This is a genomic window from Winogradskyella rapida, from assembly GCF_042675845.1.
Classification (GTDB): domain Bacteria; phylum Bacteroidota; class Bacteroidia; order Flavobacteriales; family Flavobacteriaceae; genus Winogradskyella; species Winogradskyella rapida.
In genome coordinates this window covers 214,188-234,194 of sequence record NZ_JBHTKM010000010.1, presented here as the reverse complement: position 1 = coordinate 234,194, position 20,007 = coordinate 214,188, and the positions used below count along the sequence as shown (strand labels likewise).

Below are 20,007 nucleotides of genomic sequence, written 5' to 3'. Positions count from 1 at the left end.
CTTCTACAGAAAAAGCAAACATTCTAAAAGCGTTCAAAAAATCTAAATATTATTTAGTCCACTTTCTTGGCTACACCTTTCTCAACGCGTGTCGGTCGATTAGGACGCTTTACAGCGCGTTTATATTCAAAAACGTATGAATCCTTAGATGTAGACAAAATCTTCATGTGTATCGCTTCTTTTTCGGCATTTGTTGTTGGGTGTAGTTTTTTTAAGATAAACTCACAATCGTTAATCCAACGTACGGACGAGGAATCCGCATGGCCTTCATGGTAATCAATATTTAAAGTGTCTGTTCTTTTAAATCGACTGGTGTGTTCAGTGCCGTCGATGGTGTAGGTAAATTCAAAAGTTCCAGTTTTAAAATCTGTGCAGTCGCGCTGATTAGAATAACAACTCGTTAGGAGGGCAAGGCTAAGAAGAACTAAAATTTGTTTCATGATAAACTTTTGCCAAAGGTAATCAATCCTTCAATGAAAATTAAGGCTTGTAACTTTTAAAAGTACCGTTCTTGTAAAAGATCACAATTTTTTCAATCTCGGAATCTGAAGGTGGAGGTGTAATCTGATTTTCGTTTTCCGCTTCGGTCGGAATTAGAATTTGACTGCCATTTTCAGAAGGCGATTTTTTTGGAGCTTCTGAAATTTTTGGTGGCGGTGTTTGGTCGTCAATAGGGTGGTGAGGAAAATTTCCTTTCCCGTTAAGAAGCCAATATAATTCTACCTCAGGGTAACTGTTTAGGACCTTCATAACAAAGTCTAAACTCGGCTTGTTTCGTCCTGATAAAATGTGTGAAATACTAGAGCGTTGCACACCAATTTTTTCGGCAAAGCTAGAGGCTGATTCGTTGTAATAATCGATGACTTTTTGCAGTCGACCTGTAAATTCCGCAGAGTTTATCATTGTATACAATTGTAAAGTAAAACTTATGGTACAAATGTAAACAAAACGGAGAATATGACCTAGATAAACTTTAAAACCTTGAAAAACAATGTAAAGTAATACTTCGGTAAATGAATTTAAATTACTGAATAACAGTATTTTAAATTTTAATTTAAAAATTAATTGTTTTTAGCCTTATCTCTAGGCTTGTTTTTCGTTTTAAAGCAGAAGAAGCTGTTTACCGTTGTAACAAAAGAATAGCATTTCGTTGTTTACAATTGTAAAGTATCAAATGATTACATTTGTAACCAATAAAATTTACATATGACACTAGATAATTTCAATAGCTTATACCATCAAGTAAAAAACAGTAATTTACACGGACGTTTTATTACCAATTCTCATATCAAATCGAGTCTCGATTCCTTGGCGAAACCAGCCGTTTCTGTGCTTGGATATTCTGTAGAAAACCGACCAATTTATAGTGTGAAATATGGACAAGGTCCGATCAAAATTTTGCTATGGTCGCAAATGCATGGGAACGAATCTACCTCTACAAAAGCTCTTTTTGATTGCTTTAATTTGTTTGAAAACGACCATGCTTTGGCCACCGAAATTTTAGAACAATGTACCTTAGTAGTGATCCCTATTTTAAATCCAGATGGTGCCGAACGCTTTACAAGAGTTAATGCAAATACGGTCGATTTAAACAGAGATGCCCAAGACCTCACCCAGCCAGAAAGTCAAATTTTACGTCAAATATATACTCAAGAACAGCCCGATTATTGTTTTAATCTGCATGGTCAGCGTACCATTTTTAGTGCAGGAGAAACAAATAAAATAGCGACATTGTCATTTTTATCGCCAGCGCAAGACCCAGAACGCCACTTAACATCCAATAGAAAAGCAGCTATGGCTATTATAGCGGAGATTAATAGCGTGTTGCAAGAAGGGATTCCAGAAGGTGTAGGACGTTATGATGATGGTTTTAATTTGAATTGCGTCGGTGATACGTTTCAGAATTTTGGTGTACCGACCTTATTATATGAAGCCGGACATTACCCTGATGATTATGAAAGGGAAGAGGTGAGACGTTTAATGTTTACGGCTATTTTAAAAGGTATAGCGGTTGTTGCGCAAGGTATGGATACGGAGGCGTATATGGCGTATTTTAATATTCCGGAGAACGGTAAGTGCTTTAATGATGTGATTATACGTAATGTAAAGCGCGCTGATGAGAAGGCTTTAGTCGATGTGGCTATACAATATAAAGAGGTTCTTATCGATCGCGAGTTACATTTTATTCCGGTGGTGGTGCGTATAGCGACTTTAGAAGGGCAATTTGGGCATCGCGAAATAGACGCTCAGGGTGGTTTTATCAAGGATTCTGATAATTCTGAGATAACTATAGGTTCCGAAATCGATTTCGTAATGTTGAATAATGAAAGAATATCATTAAAACCTTAAAATTATTCATTTAAAATGCACAATCGTTAACTGAAATGTCTTAATTTTGCATTTACTTTAAATATTATATGATTATGGCAAAATTTAAATTAGATGAGGTTGATCACCAAATTCTAGATATGTTGATTGATAATACCCGAATTCCATTTACAGATATAGCAAAGAAACTGTTAATTTCAGCAGGTACCGTACACGTACGTGTTAAAAAAATGGAAGAGGCTGGAATTATAATGGGGTCATCCTTAACCTTAAACTATCAAAAATTAGATTATTCATTTATCGCTTATGTTGGCGTTTTCCTTCAGAATACCTCACAAACTAAATTTGTTTTAGAGCGTATCCATGAGATTCCTTATGTAACTGTAGCGCATATTACAACGGGCAAATTCAATATTTTCTGTAAAATTAGAGCTAAAGATACCATGCATGCAAAGGATATTATCTTTATGTTAGATGATATTGAAGGCGTATACCGTACGGAAACGATGATTTCTCTTGAAGAAAGTCTTAATGACAAGAAAAGATTGATGCATACAATATTTAATGAGTTGTAATCTATCAAAATAATAAATACCTTAAGCCCTTTGTAATTTTACTTAGGGCTTTTTTTATAACTATATCTTATGACGCGTACCACATTATTACCTTCAGAATACCATAACTTTTACCAAATCTATATTGATCAAGTAGATCCCGCTTTGGGGATTGTAGAAGGTTTAAAAACCCAACACTTAGTCATCTTAAACTTTTATAAGCAGCTTCCTGAAGACAAGCATAACTATGCGTATGCTAAAGATAAGTGGACGATTAAAGATGTTTTATTGCATATAATAGATACCGAACGGATTTTAGCTTACCGTGCGCTGCGCATTTCTAGAGGCGATAAAACAGCATTAGCCGGCTTTGAACAAGATGATTTTGTGGTTCATGGAAAAGCCAATGAGCGTTCAATGGAGAGTTTATGCGCTGAGTATTCAGCGGTACGACAAGCGAGTATTGCCTTGTTTTCGTCCTTTGATGACGCTGCAAACCTCCGCGTTGGTGAGGCGTCAGGCTTTCCAATATCAGTAAGAGCTCTAGGGTTTATTATCTTAGGGCACGAAAATCACCACAACCGAATTATAGAGGAACGTTACCTCTAGCGGTTGTAATATTCAAAGGCTTCTAGGATTAACGCATTGCTCACAACGCAGTCTATTTTAGGTTTACCAATAGCTTCTAATAATACAAATTTAACAACGCCATGGCTGTTTTTCTTATCGTGTATAAGGAGTTCTATGATGTGTTCTTGGTCTTGTTTGGTGATCTCTACCTTAGTAAAAGTCTTTAAAATGCCTTCATTGATCTCGTCTAATTCGGAAGGGTTTAAATCGCAAACTTTAGTCGATAAGTAGGATTCTAAGATCATTCCCAACGCAATAGCTTCACCGTGAAGTAACGCTGTTTTTTCAGGATGCTCTAAGAAGTAGCTTTCAATAGCGTGGCCTAAAGTATGCCCGAAATTTAAGATCTTTCTTAAGCCTTGTTCTGTAGGGTCAGAGGTGACTACCTCGTTTTTAATCACAACAGATTCATGTATTAATCGGTCTAAATCTGAAAGGTCTAAGTTTTCTAAATGGGTTAGCGTGTGCCAGTAACTTTGACTGTAAATTAAGCCGTGTTTAAGCATTTCAGCAAAGCCAGAAACCATTTCTTTTTGAGGTAAAGTATCTAAAAAAGAGGTGTCAATCCCTACCATTTCACCTTCATTAATAACGCCAACTTGGTTTTTAAGTGCGCCTAAGTCCACTCCGGTTTTTCCGCCAACAGAGGCATCAACCATCGCTAATAAGGACGTTGGGATGTTAATATAGCTTATACCACGCATGTAGGTACTTGCAACAAATCCGCCTAAATCGGTAACCACACCACCGCCTAAATTAATTAAAAGGCTTTTTCGGTCAGCATGATATTCAGATAAAGCGCCCCAAACTCCAGAGCAGATGTCTATGGTTTTGTGTTCTTCGCCATCAGGCATTTCCATAACCTCAACTGTTATATCGCCATTTTCTAGGCGTTCTAGGAATTTTGGCAAGCAATAATCGTGTGTGTTGCTGTCTACTAACACAAAGATAATTGAAGGTTGCGTGTCTTTTATATAGCCATTTAATGCTGAATAAACATCAGAATTAAAATGAACAACGGCGTTTTGAGTGGTAATTGAATCCATGGTAAAAATTATAATCAGAAATAGGATGTGAAAATACTTCCTTTTTAGAAAAAAAAGTAAAACTATAATAAATATATTTGCAGCAACATAATTTAAGCTAATGATAGATCGTTCACTTTTTGAGAACACAGGGACAGCTTTTACTCTAAAATCAGATTCTGAATTAGAGCGTGCCTACTTTTTATTTAAAATGATTTCTTCTGAGCCTTTGGTTCGTATTGGCACTGTAGCCACAAATTTTGCTTTAAAGGCGCACCTGCCGGTAGAGAAGCTTATAAGAGCAACTGTTTTCGATCATTTTTGCGGTGGCGTGAGTGAGGAAGATTGTTTGCCGGTTATAGATCGCTTGTATACGGAAGGGGTAAGTTCGGTGTTAGATTATTCTGTAGAAGGAAAAGCGGAAGAAAATCAGTTTGATAATGCTTTAGAGAAAATTCTAAAAATTATCAATTTCTGTGATGAACGTGAAGCCATGCCTATTGTGGTTTTTAAACCGACTGGATTTGGACGTTTCTTTCTGTATCAGAAAAAGACAGAAGGTGTAGCGTTTACTGCTGAAGAACAAGCGGAATGGGAGCGTATTGTAGACCGTTTTGATCAGGTTTGTAAATTAGCAAAAGCTAAGGATGTCGAGGTTTTAATTGATGGAGAGGAAAGTTGGATGCAAGATGCTGCAGACGACCTGGTTGAAGAAATGATGCGTCGTTATAATAAAGATGTAACTATCGTTTATAATACACTACAGTTGTATCGTTGGGATCGCTTTGATTACCTTAAAGGATTGCATGAACGTGCTAAGAAAGAAGGTTTCAAAATTGGAATGAAGGTGGTACGTGGTGCTTATATGGAAAAGGAGCGTGAACGTGCGCTTGAAAAAGGTTACGATTCTCCAATCTGTGAAAACAAAAAGGTTACCGATGATAATTTTAACGGTACTCTTAATTATATTTTTAACCACCTCAATGATATTTCAGTCTTTATTGGAACTCATAATGAAGCGAGTTGTTATTTGGCGATGGAGCTTATGGAGAGTTTAAAGATCTCTAAGCAAGATAATAATGTTTGGTTTGGGCAATTGTATGGTATGAGTGATCATATCAGTTTTAATCTTGCTGCTCAGGGTTATAATGTTGCAAAGTATATTCCATTTGGTCCTGTAAAAGATGTGATGCCTTATTTAATACGTCGTGCAGAGGAAAATACCTCCGTTTCAGGACAAACGAGCAGAGAACTGAATTTATTAAAAACAGAGAAGCGAAGACGAAAAGCGACTCAGAACTGAGATTAAAGTTAAATCATAATAATAAAAAGCCACTAGTATATGAGTGGCTTTTTTAGTTTTTAGTATGGGGTTCTAAGGATTAAGCCTTACCAAATTGATACCATTTTTTATTTTTGTGCGGGTTGTTTCCGTAGCCATAACCATAACCGTAGCCTTTCTTATGGAAATTAGTACCGTTTAAAAGCATGGTCATTTTAGGGAGTCTCTTGTCTTCATAGAGCGGTTTAGCCACAGCAACAAGTTGGCGTTTGTCTACATTATCAGCACCAACCACATAGACAAACAGATCGGCATAATTAGAGATAAGTAAGGTGTCGCTCACTAAGCCTACAGCCGAAGTATCTACAAGGATATAATCGTATTTATCGTCAAAATAATCGAACAGGTCTTTAACACGTTCGCTCATTAAAAGTTCCGAAGGGTTAGGAGGGATGGTTCCTGAAGGAATCACATCTAAGTACGAATTGTCTTTTATAGGGTTTATAATTTGTGAGGGCTTAATGGTAGGATCTGCAATATAGTCTGATAATCCAATTTTTGAAGTTGGTTTTTCATTGAGATACTGCATAATTTTAGGCACTCTGATGTCCATTTCTATGAGGAGCACACGTTTGTCTGAAAAAGAAATTGATTTCGCTAAGTTAGTGCTCGTGTGCGATTTCCCTTCTTGAGCCTTGGTCGAGGTAATGAATATTTTTTTAGCGCCGGTTTTAGATTCGCTCAGTAAGAAATCAATATTCGAGCGAATAATTCTAAAGGCCTCTGCTTTGGGAGAGTAATCGACTTTAGAGATTAATTTACGTTTTTTACTTGTTTTCGGAATGTCACCAAGATACGGAACGTCTAAGATGTTGGTGAGATCATCTTTATCATAGATTTTGGTGTCTAATAAATCTCTAACGTAAATAAACCCAACAGGAATAATGAGTCCAATGATAAACGCGGCCAAATAGGTAAACATTTTATTCGGGTATACCGGAATGTACGTGGAGTAAGCGGTATCCACAATTTTGGCGCTTGGCGTAAACATGCCCAGGGTTATGGCAGACTCTTCTCGTTTTTCTAGTAGATATAAGTAAAGCGATTCTTTAATACTCTGCTGGCGTTCAATGTCTCTAAGTTGTCGTTGTTTTGTTGGTGTGGAGTACAACTGACCACGTATTCTGGCATCTTCACGATTTAGATTGGCAAGCGTAATTTCATTAGAACGTTTCATGTTCTCTAATGAATTCGATAAATTTTCCTTTAAGGTATTAATCTGATTGTTCAAATTAACCACTACTGGATTGCTTTCTGAAGAATTTTTTAAAAGTTTATCGCGCTCAGCCACCAATTCATTATGGCTTCGCGTCACTTGATTTATATTGCCATCAGACAAGCCGATATTAGAAGGTAAAAGATCAGAGTTTTTGTTCTTCTCTTCAAGCTCCTGTTGCATATAATCAATGAGTTGTATGTTGTTGGTGGTGTTGTTAATTTGAGATTCATTTTGTCTCTCACTTTGTAAATAGATATCGGCTTGAGAGCCTAAAGCGGTTAAATTATTACGTTTCTGAAGTTGTTCTGCAGAGAAATCGACTTCCTCGAGTTCTTTAAACACAATTTCTAAACGGTTATTGATAAAATCTGAAGTGACTTTAACCACTTCTTCTTTATCCGTAATAACATCACGGTTATATTCTTTTACCATTTGGTTAAGAATGTCCATGGCTCTTTTAGGGATATTGTCTTCCAAGGTTAGTTTTACAACGCTAGACTCATCACTCGTGCTAACAGTTAAATTAGATTGGTATTTGCTTAAGAGTGACGATACTGATTTAATAGATATTCGGAGGTTGCTCCCTATTTTAGGTTGGTGTTTCCCGGTGTTTGGAATAATAACCATACCGCCAAAACCTGTTTTTATACGGTCTCCAAAAGCGTAAGATTTGCCTAAACTTTCATCACGGTCAATTAAAGAATTCCCGTCGTCTTCAAACATTAAAAATTTAGAAGCCGATTTTATTTTTATATAGAGTGTAGTGTCTACTTGTTGTATAACAGAATCATGTGCGAAAAAATTCAACTTAATAGGAGGGTTGTTGTAGATCTCTTGCTCTTTAATTTTTCCTTGTTCAAAATAAGTGATGTTGAGGTCTAAGTTCTTAACGATGTTAGCGATTAAGGTTCTTGAGGTTAAAACTTCAATTTCATCCTTAAGTTGATTAGAACTCCCGGAGAGTAAGCTGCTACCGCTAAGTTCGGCAAGACTAGGGAGTTTTTGAGATTCTTTATCGCCCTTTATCTTAATGGTTGCCGTCGCTTTATATTTAGACGTTGTATATCTTAAATGCGTGTATGCTAACGCCAAAGCGATAATAACGAAAAAAGAAATAAATTTCCATTTACTGAGATAGAGGTTCAGTATTTTTTTTAATTCTTTTATAGAGGTCATACTGTTTGATTGCATAGCACTTAAAATTTGTAAACAGATTTTATTTAATTAAGAATACGGCGATCACAGTGGTTAAGGTTCCTATGGCGGAGATTAAGACACTGTTGTTTTGGTTGTATGTAGACGATCTAATACGGGCATTGTTAGGTTCTACATAAATAACATCGTTTTGCTGAAGGTAGTAATGTGGCGCATTAACGGCGTTACTCGAGGTTAAATCAATAGTAGAGAATTTTTTTATACCATTAACTTCCCGTATTAGTTTTACATTTTTACGCTTTCCGAATATGGTAAGGTCATTGGCGTAGCCTAGAGCTTCTAAAAGTGTGACTCTTTCGTCTTGCATGGTAAATGTTCCAGGGGAGGCCACCTCGCCAAGTACGGTAATGGTGAAATTGGCAAGTCGGACATTCACAATAGGATCATTGGCCATTTTTTTGATTTCATCTACCAATAAATTTGTTAATTCGGTTCGGGTGAGGCCTTCAACTTTTAAAGTTCCTAGGACAGGGAACTCTATATTTCCGTTATAATCCACCAAATACGATTGCTGTTGAAGGGCGCCTTGTGCGGTGGTGACGTCTAAAGTATTGTTAGACACGACCGGTAAATTAAAAGGACGCACGGTGTTTGGGTCTAAGGCCGAAACGTTAATTGTTAAAATATCATCGGGCTTATAGGTGAGCTCTACAGGCTCTGAAGGCATTTTGAATTCAGTATAAGACTCATCTTGAAAATAGATTAACTTTTTACGCGACCCACAAGAGGAGAGTATAAAGCAAGATAGGATGGCGAGTGTGAGAAAACGTGTTTTCATATTTAGATTTGGTATTAATTAGTAGCGTGATTACTGGTTGTTATGCGGATCTAAAATTTCATAGGCCGAATTATTAGATATATATTCAGGAATAAGTCGCTTTATCGAAGATACAATATCTAGAGGCTGTGTACATGTTTTAATCGCTGAAAGTTGATTAATTTTCGATTCAATGCATTCGATATCAAATTGTTTCGTTTTTGCAATCATTATTTTGTGATGGTAAGTTTTCTTAGTGTGCTCCCCATCGGCTAATAGCTCTTCGTAGATTTTTTCTCCTGGTCTTAAACCTGTAATTTTAATGTCAATATCTTCAGGATAACGTAGGCCGGATAGCGTAATCATATTTGTAGCGAGATTGAAAATCTTGATGGGAGTTCCCATATCAAAAACAAAAATTTCTCCTCCGTCTCCCATTGCTGCAGCTTCTAAAACCAATTGGCAGGCTTCAGGAATGGTCATAAAATAACGGGTAATATCTTTGTGGGTCACGGTTAAGGGACCGCCTTTCTCAATTTGCTTTTTAAATAATGGGATTACAGAGCCGTTAGAGCCTAAAACATTACCAAATCGGGTGGTAATAAATCGGGTTTCGCCTTTGTCTTTTAAGCAACTTACATAAAGTTCAGCAATACGTTTAGTCGCGCCCATAACATTAGTTGGGTTTACAGCTTTGTCCGTAGAGATTAAAACAAATTTTTCAACCTTATGTTTTACAGCAATATCAGCTACATTTTTAGTGCCACCAATATTAACGCTCACGGCTTCAAAAGGTGTGCTTTCCATTAATGGGACGTGTTTGTAAGCGGCCGCATGGAAAATAACATTGGGCTTGTGTTCTAAAAAGATCTGATCAATGCGGTTGCGGTTTCTTACATCGGCAACTATGGCCTTTATGTTTTTTAGTCCCTGCAGTTTAAATTCCTGCTGAATGTCATAAAGTGCAGATTCTGCGTTATCAATTAATATTAAGGTGCTGTAATTGTATAAGCTTATTTTACGACAGATTTCACTTCCTATAGAGCCTGCTGCTCCGGTAATTAGGATGACTTTATTATTGTATTGTGATTCTAAATCTGGATTTTTAATGTTGATCGGATCACGGCCCAATAAGTCTTCAATCTTAACCTCCTTGATTTGCCCTACACTTAAATCGCCATTAATCCAACTCTGAACAGGAGGGACGATCTTTACTTTTAGATCTAAGGCGAAAAGCTTCTCGGTGATTTGAAGCAGGTGCGTAGAATCTATGTTCTGCATGGAAATAATCACATCTTCAACATCTAATCTAGCAACTAGCTTAGGGGTTAAAGATTCTAAGTCGTAGACGTTAAGGAGATTTATTTTTTTTCCAACTTTACGTTCGTCATCGTCAATAAATCCTACAACTTTAAGTCTGCTTTTGGTATCATTTTCTATGGCATCATAGGTAATCATTCCTGAATTTCCAGCGCCATAGATTAAAACGTTAGACCCAGAACGAATATCTTGTGTAATGTTGATGTAGACTGACTTTATAAAGAGTTTGGCGCCCATAAGACAGAGCATATTCAGCAACAAATGAATGTAAATGATGGATCCGGAGATGTTAAAGATACTATCCGATCCAAGGGTTTTTCGACTTAAAAACGTGAAACATATCAATAGGGTTGCTAAGATATTGGTACCAATAATGATGTTTAAAATATCTTTGAAGCCTGTAAAACGGACTACGCCTTTGTAAGAGCCCACCGCTAAAAAGCTAATAGCTGCAACAACAGCGACATACGGAATTTGACTCAACAAGGTGATGACGTCAAAATCGATTTGAAAATTAAAACGTATTAAATAAGCAATGAAAAACGACCCAATGACAATGCAAATGTCAAAACTGAGCACCAGCCATTTAGAGGCGTATTTTTTCGATATCTTATTTAATAGTTTATCAATCATGTTTTAAAATAAGCATGTACCGTGCTTGTAACACGGTTAAGTTCTTCTTCTGTTAAGTTAGAACCACTTGGTAGGCAAAGGCCACGTTGGAATAAAGCATCAGAAACTCCATTTAAATAATGGGGATATGCTTTAAAAACAGGTTGTTGGTGCATCGGTTTCCATAAGGGTCTCGATTCTATGTTTTCATGTTCTAAGGCTTGTCTTAAACCTTCTCTTGTGGTTTCGTTGTCTAAAAGGATACAGGTTAGCCAGCGGTTAGAGGTCATTCCTTCGGGTTCTTTTAAGAATGTTATTTGAGCGTGTGCTTTAAAAGCTTCGCGGTAATGGTTGTAATTAGCACGTCGTTGTTCTACATGCTGATCTAAAACGGTCATTTGTCCGCGACCAATTCCTGCTACGATATTGGACATTCTGTAATTATAGCCAATTTCAGAATGCAAATAATAAGGCGCCTGATCTCGGGCTTGCGTCGCCAAGAAAATAGCTTTTTCTTTTAATGCTGAAGTAGAGACCACCAATGCACCACCTCCAGAAGTGGTTATAATCTTGTTGCCGTTAAAGGATAACACTGAGAAATCCCCTAAAGTACCACAATGCTGTCCTTTGTATAGGCTTCCTAATGCTTCAGCACTGTCTTCAATAACGGGGATGTTGTATTTTGAGGCTATAGTATTAATCTCATCAGCTTTATAAGGCATACCATATAGGTGGACGGCAATGATGGCTTTTGGTGTCTTTCCTTTGGTGATTCTATCGTGTATAGCACGTTCTAGTTGTTCTGGACACATATTCCAAGTCTCTTCCTCGCTATCCACAAAAACGGGTGTTGCACCTTGATATATAATAGGATTTGCTGAGGCGGAGAAGGTTTTACTTTGGCATATGACCTCATCACCTTGTCCAACACCTAAAAGAATTAAGCTAAGATGTAGGGCGGCAGTGCCAGAAGCTAATGCGGCAACATGACGTTCTTCCTGTAAATAAGTGGTTAAATCATTTTCAAAGCCATTTACATTTGGACCTAAAGGCGCTACCCAATTCGCATCAAAAGCGTCTTGGATGTAGCTAAGCTCGTTACCGCTCATATGTGGGGAAGACAACCAAATTTTAGGTTTCATAAATGTAAAAAGTTGTAAGGTTTGTGTTTAATCTACTGTTTTGGCCTTTTAAACCAAACACCGCTAATTAGGTATGATAAATATGCGCTTTTAACTCGAATTTCACCAAATAAAACGATGAAGGGTATAAAATTACGTTCTTATTAATTTATGAATGAATTATGTTGAATTTATAAAAAATTATGGCTTAAATTATCAAATTAATAATATTTTTAGAGGATAGCTTCATAAAGATCTCTATTGTTCGTGTTTTAAAGACGGATTATATTACTTATATTTATGCTGAATAAAATCTAGTAAAACGCCAACTTCAATGAAGAATATCAATGTCTTAATCACTTCAGCCGGACGGAGAGTTTCTTTAGTAAGGTCGTTTCAGAAGGAATTAAAAAGAATAGCGCCTACAGCTAAAGTGTTTGCAGCAGATGCAAAACCAATGATGTCTGCGGCTTGCCATATAGCCGATGCGCACTTTGATGTCCCTAAACTAGATGCTCCAGACTATATTTCCGTTATTCTCTATTTATGTAAAAAAAATGATATAGGTTTAGTTATCCCGACGATTGATACCGAATTGCTTGCCCTTGCTCATAATAAAGCTATGTTTAAAGCGGAAGGGATTGAAGTGGTGATTTCTTCAGTAGACTTTGTTAATGCATGTCGCAACAAACGCGTTATTCATGATTTCTTTCGTTCTCATAATATAAAAGTGGCCAAAGAGTACAACAAGGATAATTATGTTTTACCCTTATTTATAAAACCTATTGATGGAAGTAGGAGTGTGGATACCTATGTTATAAAAACGGAAGAAGATCTTACGGATTACCATTTTCAGAATGATAAACTCATGTTTTTAGAATATATAGATCATGATAAATTTGAAGAATTTACCTGCGATTTGTATTATTCAAAAGATCATCAGTTAAGGTGTGTGGTTCCAAGAAAACGCTTATCGGTTAGGGATGGTGAAGTTTATAAAGCGTTGACGGTTAATAATGAATTGGTGGTTTACTTAAAGAAACACTTGAAGTTTGTTGAAGGGGCTGTGGGCTGTTTAACGGCACAGTTTTTTCTTCATAAAACGGATCCGTCACAAATATATGCCATTGAAATTAACCCGCGATTTGGAGGCGGATACCCCTTGTCTTATCTCTCAGGGGCCAACTATACCAAATGGCTTATTGACGAGTATTTACTCGGGAAAACTATAGAAGATAAGTTTGACGTTTGGGAGCGCGATTTGTTAATGATACGGTACGATGACGAAATTTTAGTCCATGGATTTAAAGGTTAGTAAAAATACTGCGGTTGTATTTGATTTAGATGATACTTTATATAATGAATTAGAGTATCTGAAATCGGCCTATAGGGCTATTGCACAAACGTTAGATCCCCAAAAATGGGAAATGCTCTATTCTAAGATGTTTTCGCTCTACCGTTCCAAGCATAATGTTTTTGAATTCTTATCGGAATGCTATGCTGTTGAAACGGCTGAACTCATTGATATGTATCGGAATCATATTCCGGATATTCAGTTGTTTGATGGCGTGCTGGACGTCTTTAAAGCCATAAAACAGAATCAAGGAAAAATAGGTGTCATTACAGACGGAAGATCCCTAACGCAGCGTGTAAAATTAGAACGCTTGGGGATTTATAATGATATCGATAAAATTGTTATTTCTGAAGAGATTGGCACTGAAAAACCTTGTCTAGCTAACTTTAAAGCTTTAGAGTCTGCCTTACCGCAATGTAGCTATTGCTATATTGCTGATAATTTGAAAAAAGATTTTATTGTGCCCAATGTCTTAGGGTGGACAACCATAGCTTTAGTAGATAATGGTAAAAACATCCATTATGAATCGCATCAATGTATGGAAGCCAAATACCAACCCGATCATTTTATTATCGATTTCAAGCAATTAACGGTAGTTTAAGCTCGAAGCCTTAAGTGTCACTGCCTCTAAATTCTGGCATATTTAGGTTTTCAGAACTGTTAATGTCCTTTCTATTGATGACTTTATCAATCGTTTTTAAAAGAATTTTAAAATCTAATATAAAACTTTGGTGCTCTACATAGTACACATCGTAGTCAAACTTTTGTTCCCAACTTATGGTGTTTCGTCCATTGACTTGTGCCCAACCCGTTATGCCTGGTAAAACCTCGTGTCTTCGGTTTTGCTCTTCATTATAATACTGTAAATACTGTGGTAAGAGGGGGCGTGGGCCAATAAGACTCATGTCTCTTTTTATAATGTTGATGAGTTGTGGTAATTCATCTAAGGATAATTTTCGGCAAAAATTCCCCACTTTAGTGACGCGTTTCATGGCAGGAAGTAAGTCGCCGTTGGCATCGGTTTTATCTGTCATGGTTTTAAACTTAATGATGGTGAAAATTTGTCCATTTTTTCCTGTTCGTGCTTGATAAAAAAACGGTTTACCATTATTAAGGATAAATAAACTAATCATCAAAATAAGAAAGATTGGCGCTATGAGTAAAAGGCCTAAAGTAGCGGCTAAAACATCGCCACAGGGTTTAATAAAAGATCTGTATATATTCATAATATTACACGTTTAAGACCGCTTTAATGAGTTGGACGAGGTCTTTATTTATAATGTTGACATCAAATCGTTCTTCGGCATAGATTCTACTTTCTCTTCCCATAGCCTTTAATTCCTCGGGGTGGGTAATGCAGTATTCCATAGCTTCTACCAAAGCCTCCAAGTTTTGAGGCGGAATAAGGAATCCGTTTTTACCGGGTTTTACAGCCTCTCTACAGCCCACAGAATCTGTAGTAATTATTGGGGTGCCCGTAGCACAGGCTTCTAATGTGGTTCTTGGTAAACCTTCACGGTAATAACTCGGTAAAACAAAAACATTGGTATTATGAAGGTGGGTTGCTACATTAGATTGTGGACCATGAAAAATAATTATTCCTTCTTGGTGCAATCTATTCAGTTCCTCCTCATTGATGGCAGAAGGGGAGGTTTCTACCACACCAATAAGATGAAACTCGGCCTTTGGGTAATTCTTTTTTAATTGTTTGGCGGCTTCCATATACAAAGCGATGCCTTTTTCTTCAATAAGACGGGCAACCAATAGAAAACGAATAGGATTTAAGGTTTCTTTCTCCTTAAACGTAAAGGTATTTAAGTTAACGCCAGAGCCACTGACAAAAGCAACGGTTTGCTTTTTTGAAATAACATGCCGATCTAAAAACAGTTGGTGGTCATCTTTATTTTGAAAAATTATGACTTTGTTTTTTCGGATGGAGAGCCTATACAGCATTTCGTTAAAACGCTGTAGGATTTTAGCTTTAAGGCTAAGTCCTGTAAAGGCATACCCCAAACCGGTAATGAGTGAGGTTACAGGAACATTACAACTGTTAGCGGCAAAAGAACCGTAAATGACAGGCTTAACGGTATAAGGAAATACCAGATCTATGTTATTGTTTTTAATAATGGCCCTTAATGCTTTAATGGACTTAAAGTCGTTTATAGGGTTAAGGCCAGTACGTTGCAGATTAAATTCTACCGGCGTTGCACCTAAATTGCTAAGCAATTCAATATCCTCGTCGGTATAATTAGGGGCGGCAGTAAAGACCTTAAATTGGTTAGCAATAAGGCTTTTAATAAAATCACCTCTAAACCAAATTAAGGAGCCTGCATAAGACGCAATAAGTAAGATGTTTTTCTTTTTCATATCGGCTTAGTTTTGATTGAGGTAATTGTAGTGGTACCATTTTTGAAAACAGTAATACGACCAGACTCTAAAAGTGCTGTCTTTTTTACTGCTTAAATGGTCTTTTACAAGCTTGGTGATAACGGCGATATTGAAAAACCCTTGTTTTTTTAGAAGTTCAGGTTCAATATAGTGTTCCAGTTCTGCTCTTAGACTTTGTCTTAGCCAGTCGCCAGTTGGAGATCCAAATCCGCTTTTACTTTTTTCTAAAAACCCTTCAGGAAACTGATCTTTAAAGGCTTCTTTTAAGATGTGTTTTTTATTCCAACCTTTCATTAAATAAGCTTCTGGCAGTGTGTTGGTAAATTCCCAAAGTTCTCGGTTAAGAAAAGGAGCTCTACATTCTAAAGAGGTTAACATGCTGGTACGGTCTACCTTAGCTAACATACCACCTTCTAAGCTTAAAATTTTATCTACAGCTCTAAAATCAGTCAGACTTTCAATTTTTTGTTTTCCTAAGGTGGTTTTATAGGCTTTAAAAATGTCGGCATCGAAATACTCTGGGGTAAATAGCTCTGCGAGTTGCGTTTTGGTATTGGCTAATGAGATGATATCCCAGTAGAATTCGCCATCGTAATGGATAGCGTTTAATAATTTATTAATCTGAAATTTTCTTCCTCTGGTATCGTCTTTATCGATAAGGTATTTCCCGCTTAAGTGCTTAATTTTTTCATGTAAGGTTTTAGGAACAATATTGGTGTATTTTTTATTCATTTTACCAATGTAATATTTGTTGTAGCCTCCAAAAACCTCATCGCCACCATCGCCTGTTAAGGCCACTGTAACATGGGCTCTTGTTTTTTCTGAAAGAAGATGTGTGGGTAGGGCTGCTGTATCGGAAAAAGGTTCATCAAAATTGATTAAAATTTGATGAATGTTATTCTTTAAATCGTCTTCGTCAATGATAAATTCGTGGTGCTTACTATTTAATTGTTCAGCAACAACTCTAGATTTATCAGTTTCATCATAAGACGCTTTTTTAAAACCTATAGAAAAGGTGTCTATTTTTTTAGTTGTGGTTTGTGCTAAGCATAAGGAAATAATTGAGGAATCCACGCCGCCCGATAGAAAAGTGCCCAAGCCAACATCAGCAATAGATCGGCTTTCTACACTATCGTATACCAATGCTTTTGTTTTATGTTTTGCTTGTTCAAAGGTTAAAGGAGCTGTTTCAGCCTTTGGCGCTTTATGGATTTCGTGTATGGATGTGCTTTGACTCGCAATATCATAAGTGATATAATGGTTAGCTTCTAGCTTAAAGATAGTCTCATAAATAGTATGAGGAGCAGGAATATAGGTTAGTCTGAAATATAAGTTTAAGCCTTTCTTTGAAATTTGAGGTGTAAAATCAATAGTCTTTATAATCGATTTTAATTCTGAAGCCCAAATAAAAGCCTTGTCGGTTTGGGTGTAATACAGGGGCTTTTCTCCGAAAAAGTCTCTTGCAATATAGAGTTTGTTTTTTCTTTTATCATGAATACTGAAGGCATACATACCATCGAGCCACTGAAAAGCTTCGACACCAAACCGCTCATAAGCTCTTAAAATCACCTCAGTATCACTTGTGGTTTTAAACTGAAGTCCTTCTGATTCTAATCTCGATTTTAGAGTTTTATAATTATATATTTCACCGTTAAATACAATGGTGATTTGCTTATCATCTGAATACATAGGCTGTTTTCCAGTAGATAAATCTATAATGGCTAAGCGTCTCATGCCCATGCCCACAGAATGCGTGGCATTTTCATCGGCATAAATGCCATCGTCATCTGGACCTCTATGAATAATAAGGGTATTCATCGTGTTAAGAATAGACTTGATGTCTTCTTTACTTTTTTGAGATGTGGTGATAATACCGTTAATTCCGCACATTTTAATTGCTTTAGGGTTGGGTTACTTGGTGTTAATGATAAGATCTAAATATTTTTTTAAAATATTATTTTTTTCAAATGCTAGGATGCGACGCTTCCCGTGGGTTTTACACGATTCAGCATAAGTTTTATGATCTAAAAAGTATTGAATGCCTTTTGCCATTAGATCCTTATTTTTTACCGGAACCAAAATGCCGTAATCTGTAATCATAAGGTCGTTTTTTATGGTTTTGAGTTCCATAATTTCATTAGGACCAGATTCGCAATTTGTAGTAAGAATAGGAAGTTGGCATGCCATGGCTTCTAGTAATACATTTGGAAAACCTTCATGATTAGAGCCAAACATAAAAAGGTCTGCCGCTTTGAGATACTGGTACGGATTAGGGTCAAACCCCATGAGAAATACGTGTTGGTCGACATCTAATTTTTGAATGAGGTCTTCTAGAGGCTCCTGCATATCGCCCACGCCAAAAATATAAAGTCGTACGCGTGGATGGTTTAGCTGTGCAATAGCTTCAATAAGCATTTTATGGTTTTTGCCAACATCTAACCGTCCTAAAGTAATGATATTAAAATTTTGTGGATCAAAAACATCAGGCACTGGTGCGATCGCATTTATTTTTTTTAAATCTATAGGGTTGTGCACCACACTTACAATGCCACTTGGAACTTCAAAATTGTCAATAAGATCTTTAGCATTACCTTCAGAATTACTGATAATTAAATCGGCATTTTTAAAGAGGTTTTTAATCAAGGTTTTGTTGAATTTCGATTGAAAACCAGGATAACTATACTGTAAAGACGGAAAAGCCAATTCATTCACGATGACCTTAAACGGATGTCGTGTTAACTTTTGGGCTATTAGGTTGATGTAATTAGGCCGCGTTAAAAGGCTAACACTATGTGTAATTTGAAGTTTTTTTAATAATCGTGAATATTTATAGGCCAAATACGGGATTTTTAAAGCTTTTATCGTTCCGTTTTCATCCGATTCTGATTGCTCTAAAAAATGAATAGGAATTTCCTTCGGAACCTCATATTTAATTATCGTATTCATTAAAATTAAATGCGCATCGATATTGTGGTTGTGGCAATAAGACAGGATGTATGAGGTCTGTCTTTCGGCACCACCGCCAGATAATGAATATATGAATATGGCTAATTTCATAGGGGCTTTAGGCATTTATAAGATCATTAAATAGGGTTTCGTATTGTTGTATAATTTTAGTTCTATTAAACTTACTGTATACCGATGTTCTCACCGCTTCAGGATTCCATGATTTGGAGTGGTTTAGGGCTTCTAAAAAATCGGCTTCATTAGCTACCAAATAACCGTTTACACCATCTTCAATAATTTCTTTAGTGCCTCCGGGGACGTCAAAGGCAATCACCGGAGTCCCAACAGAACAGGATTCTATGAGGCAGTTGGGAAAGCCTTCGTAATAAGAGCCTTGCAAGAAAAAATCGCTCTTGGCTAAATATTTTGAAACCTCTTTAGTAAAATGAATATGCGTAATCTTGTCTGTTAAGTTGTATTCATCTGCTAATGACAATACGGCTTCTTTTTGGTTGCCATTTCCTATAATGGTATAATGAAATGGAAATTCTACTTTAGAAAGAATTTTTAATAAGCGTTCGTATCCCTTTTCTTTACTGAGTCTTCCCACCGTAATAAACTGAACAACGCCTTCTGAAGGGGTTTCGGGTTTAAGTTGAAAATGGTCTGTAATGGGATTGTTGATTACCACAATCTTTTCAGGTTTAATGGTGTAGTTTTTTATAATATCGTCTTGCATGTCTTGAGACTGACAGATGATTTTATCAAAAAAATGAAATCTTTTTTTAATGATTAGGCTCCATGGATCGAAGCTATTCGTTTTAAAAAAATCAACATCAACGCTGAGTACAGTAACTTCTCGGGCTATAAATTTTGTCTTCGGAAAAAATAGGGACATATAAGCCACTATAGTATTTAGGTGACCTACGGCACTGAGCACAATATCGGGCTTATGTTTTAAAAGAAATTTAAATAGAGGAATCGTACCATTTAAAACACGTGATTTTTCTAAAAACACGAGATTTATACCTTCCACATCGTAAGAAGCATCTTTAGAAAACCCTATAATTAAGAGCGTAGCATTGAACTGTGTTTTATCTATATTTTGAGCGATAAAAGAAAACACACGTTCCGCGCCACCAGGGAGAAGGTTGGGTAATATAAAAACGATATCAGTTTTGGTCTTGGTCTCCATA

The 20,007-nt window shown here is 36.6% G+C and carries 18 protein-coding genes; 6 read left to right on the top strand and 12 right to left on the bottom strand.

From position 1 onward, the window contains the following. Window positions 1-53 precede the first annotated feature (53 nt). Window positions 54-440: a hypothetical protein gene (locus ACFQ13_RS02895; RefSeq protein WP_386113804.1), complete on the bottom strand. Its 387-nt coding sequence runs from the start codon at window positions 438-440 to the stop codon at window positions 54-56. Window positions 441-480: 40 nt separating this feature from the next. Further along, entirely contained in the window at window positions 481-903 is a 423-nt protein-coding gene (locus ACFQ13_RS02890) for a helix-turn-helix domain-containing protein (protein ID WP_386113802.1), read from the bottom strand. Window positions 904-1,206: 303 nt separating this feature from the next. Between ACFQ13_RS02890 and ACFQ13_RS02885 the strand changes: the two genes are divergently transcribed. The 3 genes from ACFQ13_RS02885 (at window position 1,207) to ACFQ13_RS02875 (ending at window position 3,491) form a co-directional block, all read left to right on the top strand. Next, window positions 1,207-2,349, top strand: a complete 1,143-nt coding sequence (locus tag ACFQ13_RS02885; RefSeq protein ID WP_386113800.1) for a M14 family zinc carboxypeptidase — start codon at window positions 1,207-1,209, stop codon at window positions 2,347-2,349. A gap of 74 nt (window positions 2,350-2,423) precedes the next feature. Next, window positions 2,424-2,903, top strand: coding sequence for an Lrp/AsnC family transcriptional regulator (locus tag ACFQ13_RS02880; RefSeq protein ID WP_114310510.1), 480 nt, complete (start codon window positions 2,424-2,426; stop codon window positions 2,901-2,903). A gap of 69 nt (window positions 2,904-2,972) precedes the next feature. Beyond that, window positions 2,973-3,491, top strand: coding sequence for a DinB family protein (locus ACFQ13_RS02875; protein WP_386113797.1), 519 nt, complete (start codon window positions 2,973-2,975; stop codon window positions 3,489-3,491). On the opposite strand, the gene aroB is transcribed toward ACFQ13_RS02875, so the two are convergent. Further along, window positions 3,488-4,558 carry a 3-dehydroquinate synthase gene (aroB, locus tag ACFQ13_RS02870; protein WP_386113796.1) on the bottom strand — a complete coding sequence of 357 codons (1,071 nt, stop codon included), beginning with the start codon at window positions 4,556-4,558 and terminating at the stop codon, window positions 3,488-3,490. The genes ACFQ13_RS02875 and aroB overlap by 4 nt on opposite strands. A 100-nt stretch (window positions 4,559-4,658) precedes the next feature. Here aroB and ACFQ13_RS02865 point away from each other — a divergent pair, with 100 nt between their 5' ends. Continuing rightward, on the top strand, window positions 4,659-5,840 hold the full coding sequence (locus tag ACFQ13_RS02865; RefSeq protein ID WP_386113794.1) for a proline dehydrogenase family protein: 1,182 nt from the start codon (window positions 4,659-4,661) through the stop codon (window positions 5,838-5,840). 79 nt (window positions 5,841-5,919) lie between these two features. Here the strand turns inward: ACFQ13_RS02865 and ACFQ13_RS02860 are convergent, their stop codons facing one another. Genes ACFQ13_RS02860 through ACFQ13_RS02845 form a run of 4 tightly spaced genes read right to left on the bottom strand, consistent with a single transcriptional unit; the run spans window position 5,920 to window position 12,144 of the window. Beyond that, complete coding sequence (locus ACFQ13_RS02860; protein ID WP_386113792.1) at window positions 5,920-8,289, bottom strand: GumC family protein; 2,370 nt, start codon at window positions 8,287-8,289, stop codon at window positions 5,920-5,922. A gap of 25 nt (window positions 8,290-8,314) precedes the next feature. After that, window positions 8,315-9,091: a polysaccharide biosynthesis/export family protein gene (locus ACFQ13_RS02855; protein ID WP_386113789.1), complete on the bottom strand. Its 777-nt coding sequence runs from the start codon at window positions 9,089-9,091 to the stop codon at window positions 8,315-8,317. A 30-nt stretch (window positions 9,092-9,121) separates the two neighbouring features. Beyond that, window positions 9,122-11,023, bottom strand: a complete 1,902-nt coding sequence (locus ACFQ13_RS02850) for a polysaccharide biosynthesis protein (protein ID WP_386113786.1) — start codon at window positions 11,021-11,023, stop codon at window positions 9,122-9,124. Continuing rightward, entirely contained in the window at window positions 11,020-12,144 is a 1,125-nt protein-coding gene (locus tag ACFQ13_RS02845) for a DegT/DnrJ/EryC1/StrS family aminotransferase (RefSeq protein ID WP_386113785.1), read from the bottom strand. The genes ACFQ13_RS02850 and ACFQ13_RS02845 overlap by 4 nt, the downstream gene beginning before the upstream one ends. A 313-nt stretch (window positions 12,145-12,457) precedes the next feature. Here ACFQ13_RS02845 and ACFQ13_RS02840 point away from each other — a divergent pair, with 313 nt between their 5' ends. After that, window positions 12,458-13,438: an ATP-grasp domain-containing protein gene (locus tag ACFQ13_RS02840; RefSeq protein ID WP_386113784.1), complete on the top strand. Its 981-nt coding sequence runs from the start codon at window positions 12,458-12,460 to the stop codon at window positions 13,436-13,438. Beyond that, the gene (locus ACFQ13_RS02835) at window positions 13,422-14,078 is read left to right on the top strand and encodes an HAD family hydrolase (RefSeq protein WP_386113782.1); all 657 of its coding nucleotides are present in this window, start codon (window positions 13,422-13,424) and stop codon (window positions 14,076-14,078) included. The genes ACFQ13_RS02840 and ACFQ13_RS02835 overlap by 17 nt, the downstream gene beginning before the upstream one ends. A 10-nt stretch (window positions 14,079-14,088) precedes the next feature. Here the strand turns inward: ACFQ13_RS02835 and ACFQ13_RS02830 are convergent, their stop codons facing one another. Genes ACFQ13_RS02830 through ACFQ13_RS02810 form a run of 5 tightly spaced genes read right to left on the bottom strand, consistent with a single transcriptional unit; the run spans window position 14,089 to window position 20,006 of the window. Next, the gene (locus tag ACFQ13_RS02830) at window positions 14,089-14,697 is read right to left on the bottom strand and encodes a sugar transferase (protein ID WP_386114130.1); all 609 of its coding nucleotides are present in this window, start codon (window positions 14,695-14,697) and stop codon (window positions 14,089-14,091) included. A 10-nt stretch (window positions 14,698-14,707) separates the two neighbouring features. Beyond that, on the bottom strand, window positions 14,708-15,844 hold the full coding sequence (locus ACFQ13_RS02825) for a glycosyltransferase family 4 protein (RefSeq protein WP_386113780.1): 1,137 nt from the start codon (window positions 15,842-15,844) through the stop codon (window positions 14,708-14,710). Between the two features lie 6 nt (window positions 15,845-15,850). After that, window positions 15,851-17,755 carry an asparagine synthase (glutamine-hydrolyzing) gene (gene asnB, locus ACFQ13_RS02820; RefSeq protein WP_386113778.1) on the bottom strand — a complete coding sequence of 635 codons (1,905 nt, stop codon included), beginning with the start codon at window positions 17,753-17,755 and terminating at the stop codon, window positions 15,851-15,853. Between the two features lie 21 nt (window positions 17,756-17,776). After that, window positions 17,777-18,937 (bottom strand): glycosyltransferase, encoded by a 1,161-nt coding sequence (locus ACFQ13_RS02815; protein WP_386113776.1) that lies wholly within the window; start codon window positions 18,935-18,937, stop codon window positions 17,777-17,779. Beyond that, window positions 18,930-20,006 carry a glycosyltransferase gene (locus tag ACFQ13_RS02810; RefSeq protein ID WP_386113773.1) on the bottom strand — a complete coding sequence of 359 codons (1,077 nt, stop codon included), beginning with the start codon at window positions 20,004-20,006 and terminating at the stop codon, window positions 18,930-18,932. Before ACFQ13_RS02810 ends, ACFQ13_RS02815 begins: the two co-directional genes overlap by 8 nt. Between the last annotated feature and the right edge of the window lies 1 nt (window position 20,007).

Bases quoted from the DNA above. Each gene is read 5' to 3' on its own strand.
- ACFQ13_RS02875 (WP_386113797.1), top strand. From the start codon at position 2,973: ATGACGCGTACCACATTATTACCTTCAGAATACCATAACTTTTACCAA.
- ACFQ13_RS02835 (WP_386113782.1), top strand. From the start codon at position 13,422: ATGGATTTAAAGGTTAGTAAAAATACTGCGGTTGTATTTGATTTAGAT.
- ACFQ13_RS02890 (WP_386113802.1), bottom strand. From the start codon at position 903: ATGATAAACTCTGCGGAATTTACAGGTCGACTGCAAAAAGTCATCGAT.
- ACFQ13_RS02840 (WP_386113784.1), top strand. From the start codon at position 12,458: ATGAAGAATATCAATGTCTTAATCACTTCAGCCGGACGGAGAGTTTCT.
- ACFQ13_RS02860 (WP_386113792.1), bottom strand. From the start codon at position 8,289: ATGCAATCAAACAGTATGACCTCTATAAAAGAATTAAAAAAAATACTG.
- ACFQ13_RS02850 (WP_386113786.1), bottom strand. From the start codon at position 11,023: ATGATTGATAAACTATTAAATAAGATATCGAAAAAATACGCCTCTAAA.
- ACFQ13_RS02885 (WP_386113800.1), top strand. From the start codon at position 1,207: ATGACACTAGATAATTTCAATAGCTTATACCATCAAGTAAAAAACAGT.
- ACFQ13_RS02865 (WP_386113794.1), top strand. From the start codon at position 4,659: ATGATAGATCGTTCACTTTTTGAGAACACAGGGACAGCTTTTACTCTA.
- asnB (WP_386113778.1), bottom strand. From the start codon at position 17,755: ATGTGCGGAATTAACGGTATTATCACCACATCTCAAAAAAGTAAAGAA.
- ACFQ13_RS02895 (WP_386113804.1), bottom strand. From the start codon at position 440: ATGAAACAAATTTTAGTTCTTCTTAGCCTTGCCCTCCTAACGAGTTGT.
- ACFQ13_RS02855 (WP_386113789.1), bottom strand. From the start codon at position 9,091: ATGAAAACACGTTTTCTCACACTCGCCATCCTATCTTGCTTTATACTC.
- ACFQ13_RS02810 (WP_386113773.1), bottom strand. From the start codon at position 20,006: ATGGAGACCAAGACCAAAACTGATATCGTTTTTATATTACCCAACCTT.
- aroB (WP_386113796.1), bottom strand. From the start codon at position 4,558: ATGGATTCAATTACCACTCAAAACGCCGTTGTTCATTTTAATTCTGAT.
- ACFQ13_RS02845 (WP_386113785.1), bottom strand. From the start codon at position 12,144: ATGAAACCTAAAATTTGGTTGTCTTCCCCACATATGAGCGGTAACGAG.
- ACFQ13_RS02825 (WP_386113780.1), bottom strand. From the start codon at position 15,844: ATGAAAAAGAAAAACATCTTACTTATTGCGTCTTATGCAGGCTCCTTA.
- ACFQ13_RS02815 (WP_386113776.1), bottom strand. From the start codon at position 18,937: ATGCCTAAAGCCCCTATGAAATTAGCCATATTCATATATTCATTATCT.
- ACFQ13_RS02880 (WP_114310510.1), top strand. From the start codon at position 2,424: ATGGCAAAATTTAAATTAGATGAGGTTGATCACCAAATTCTAGATATG.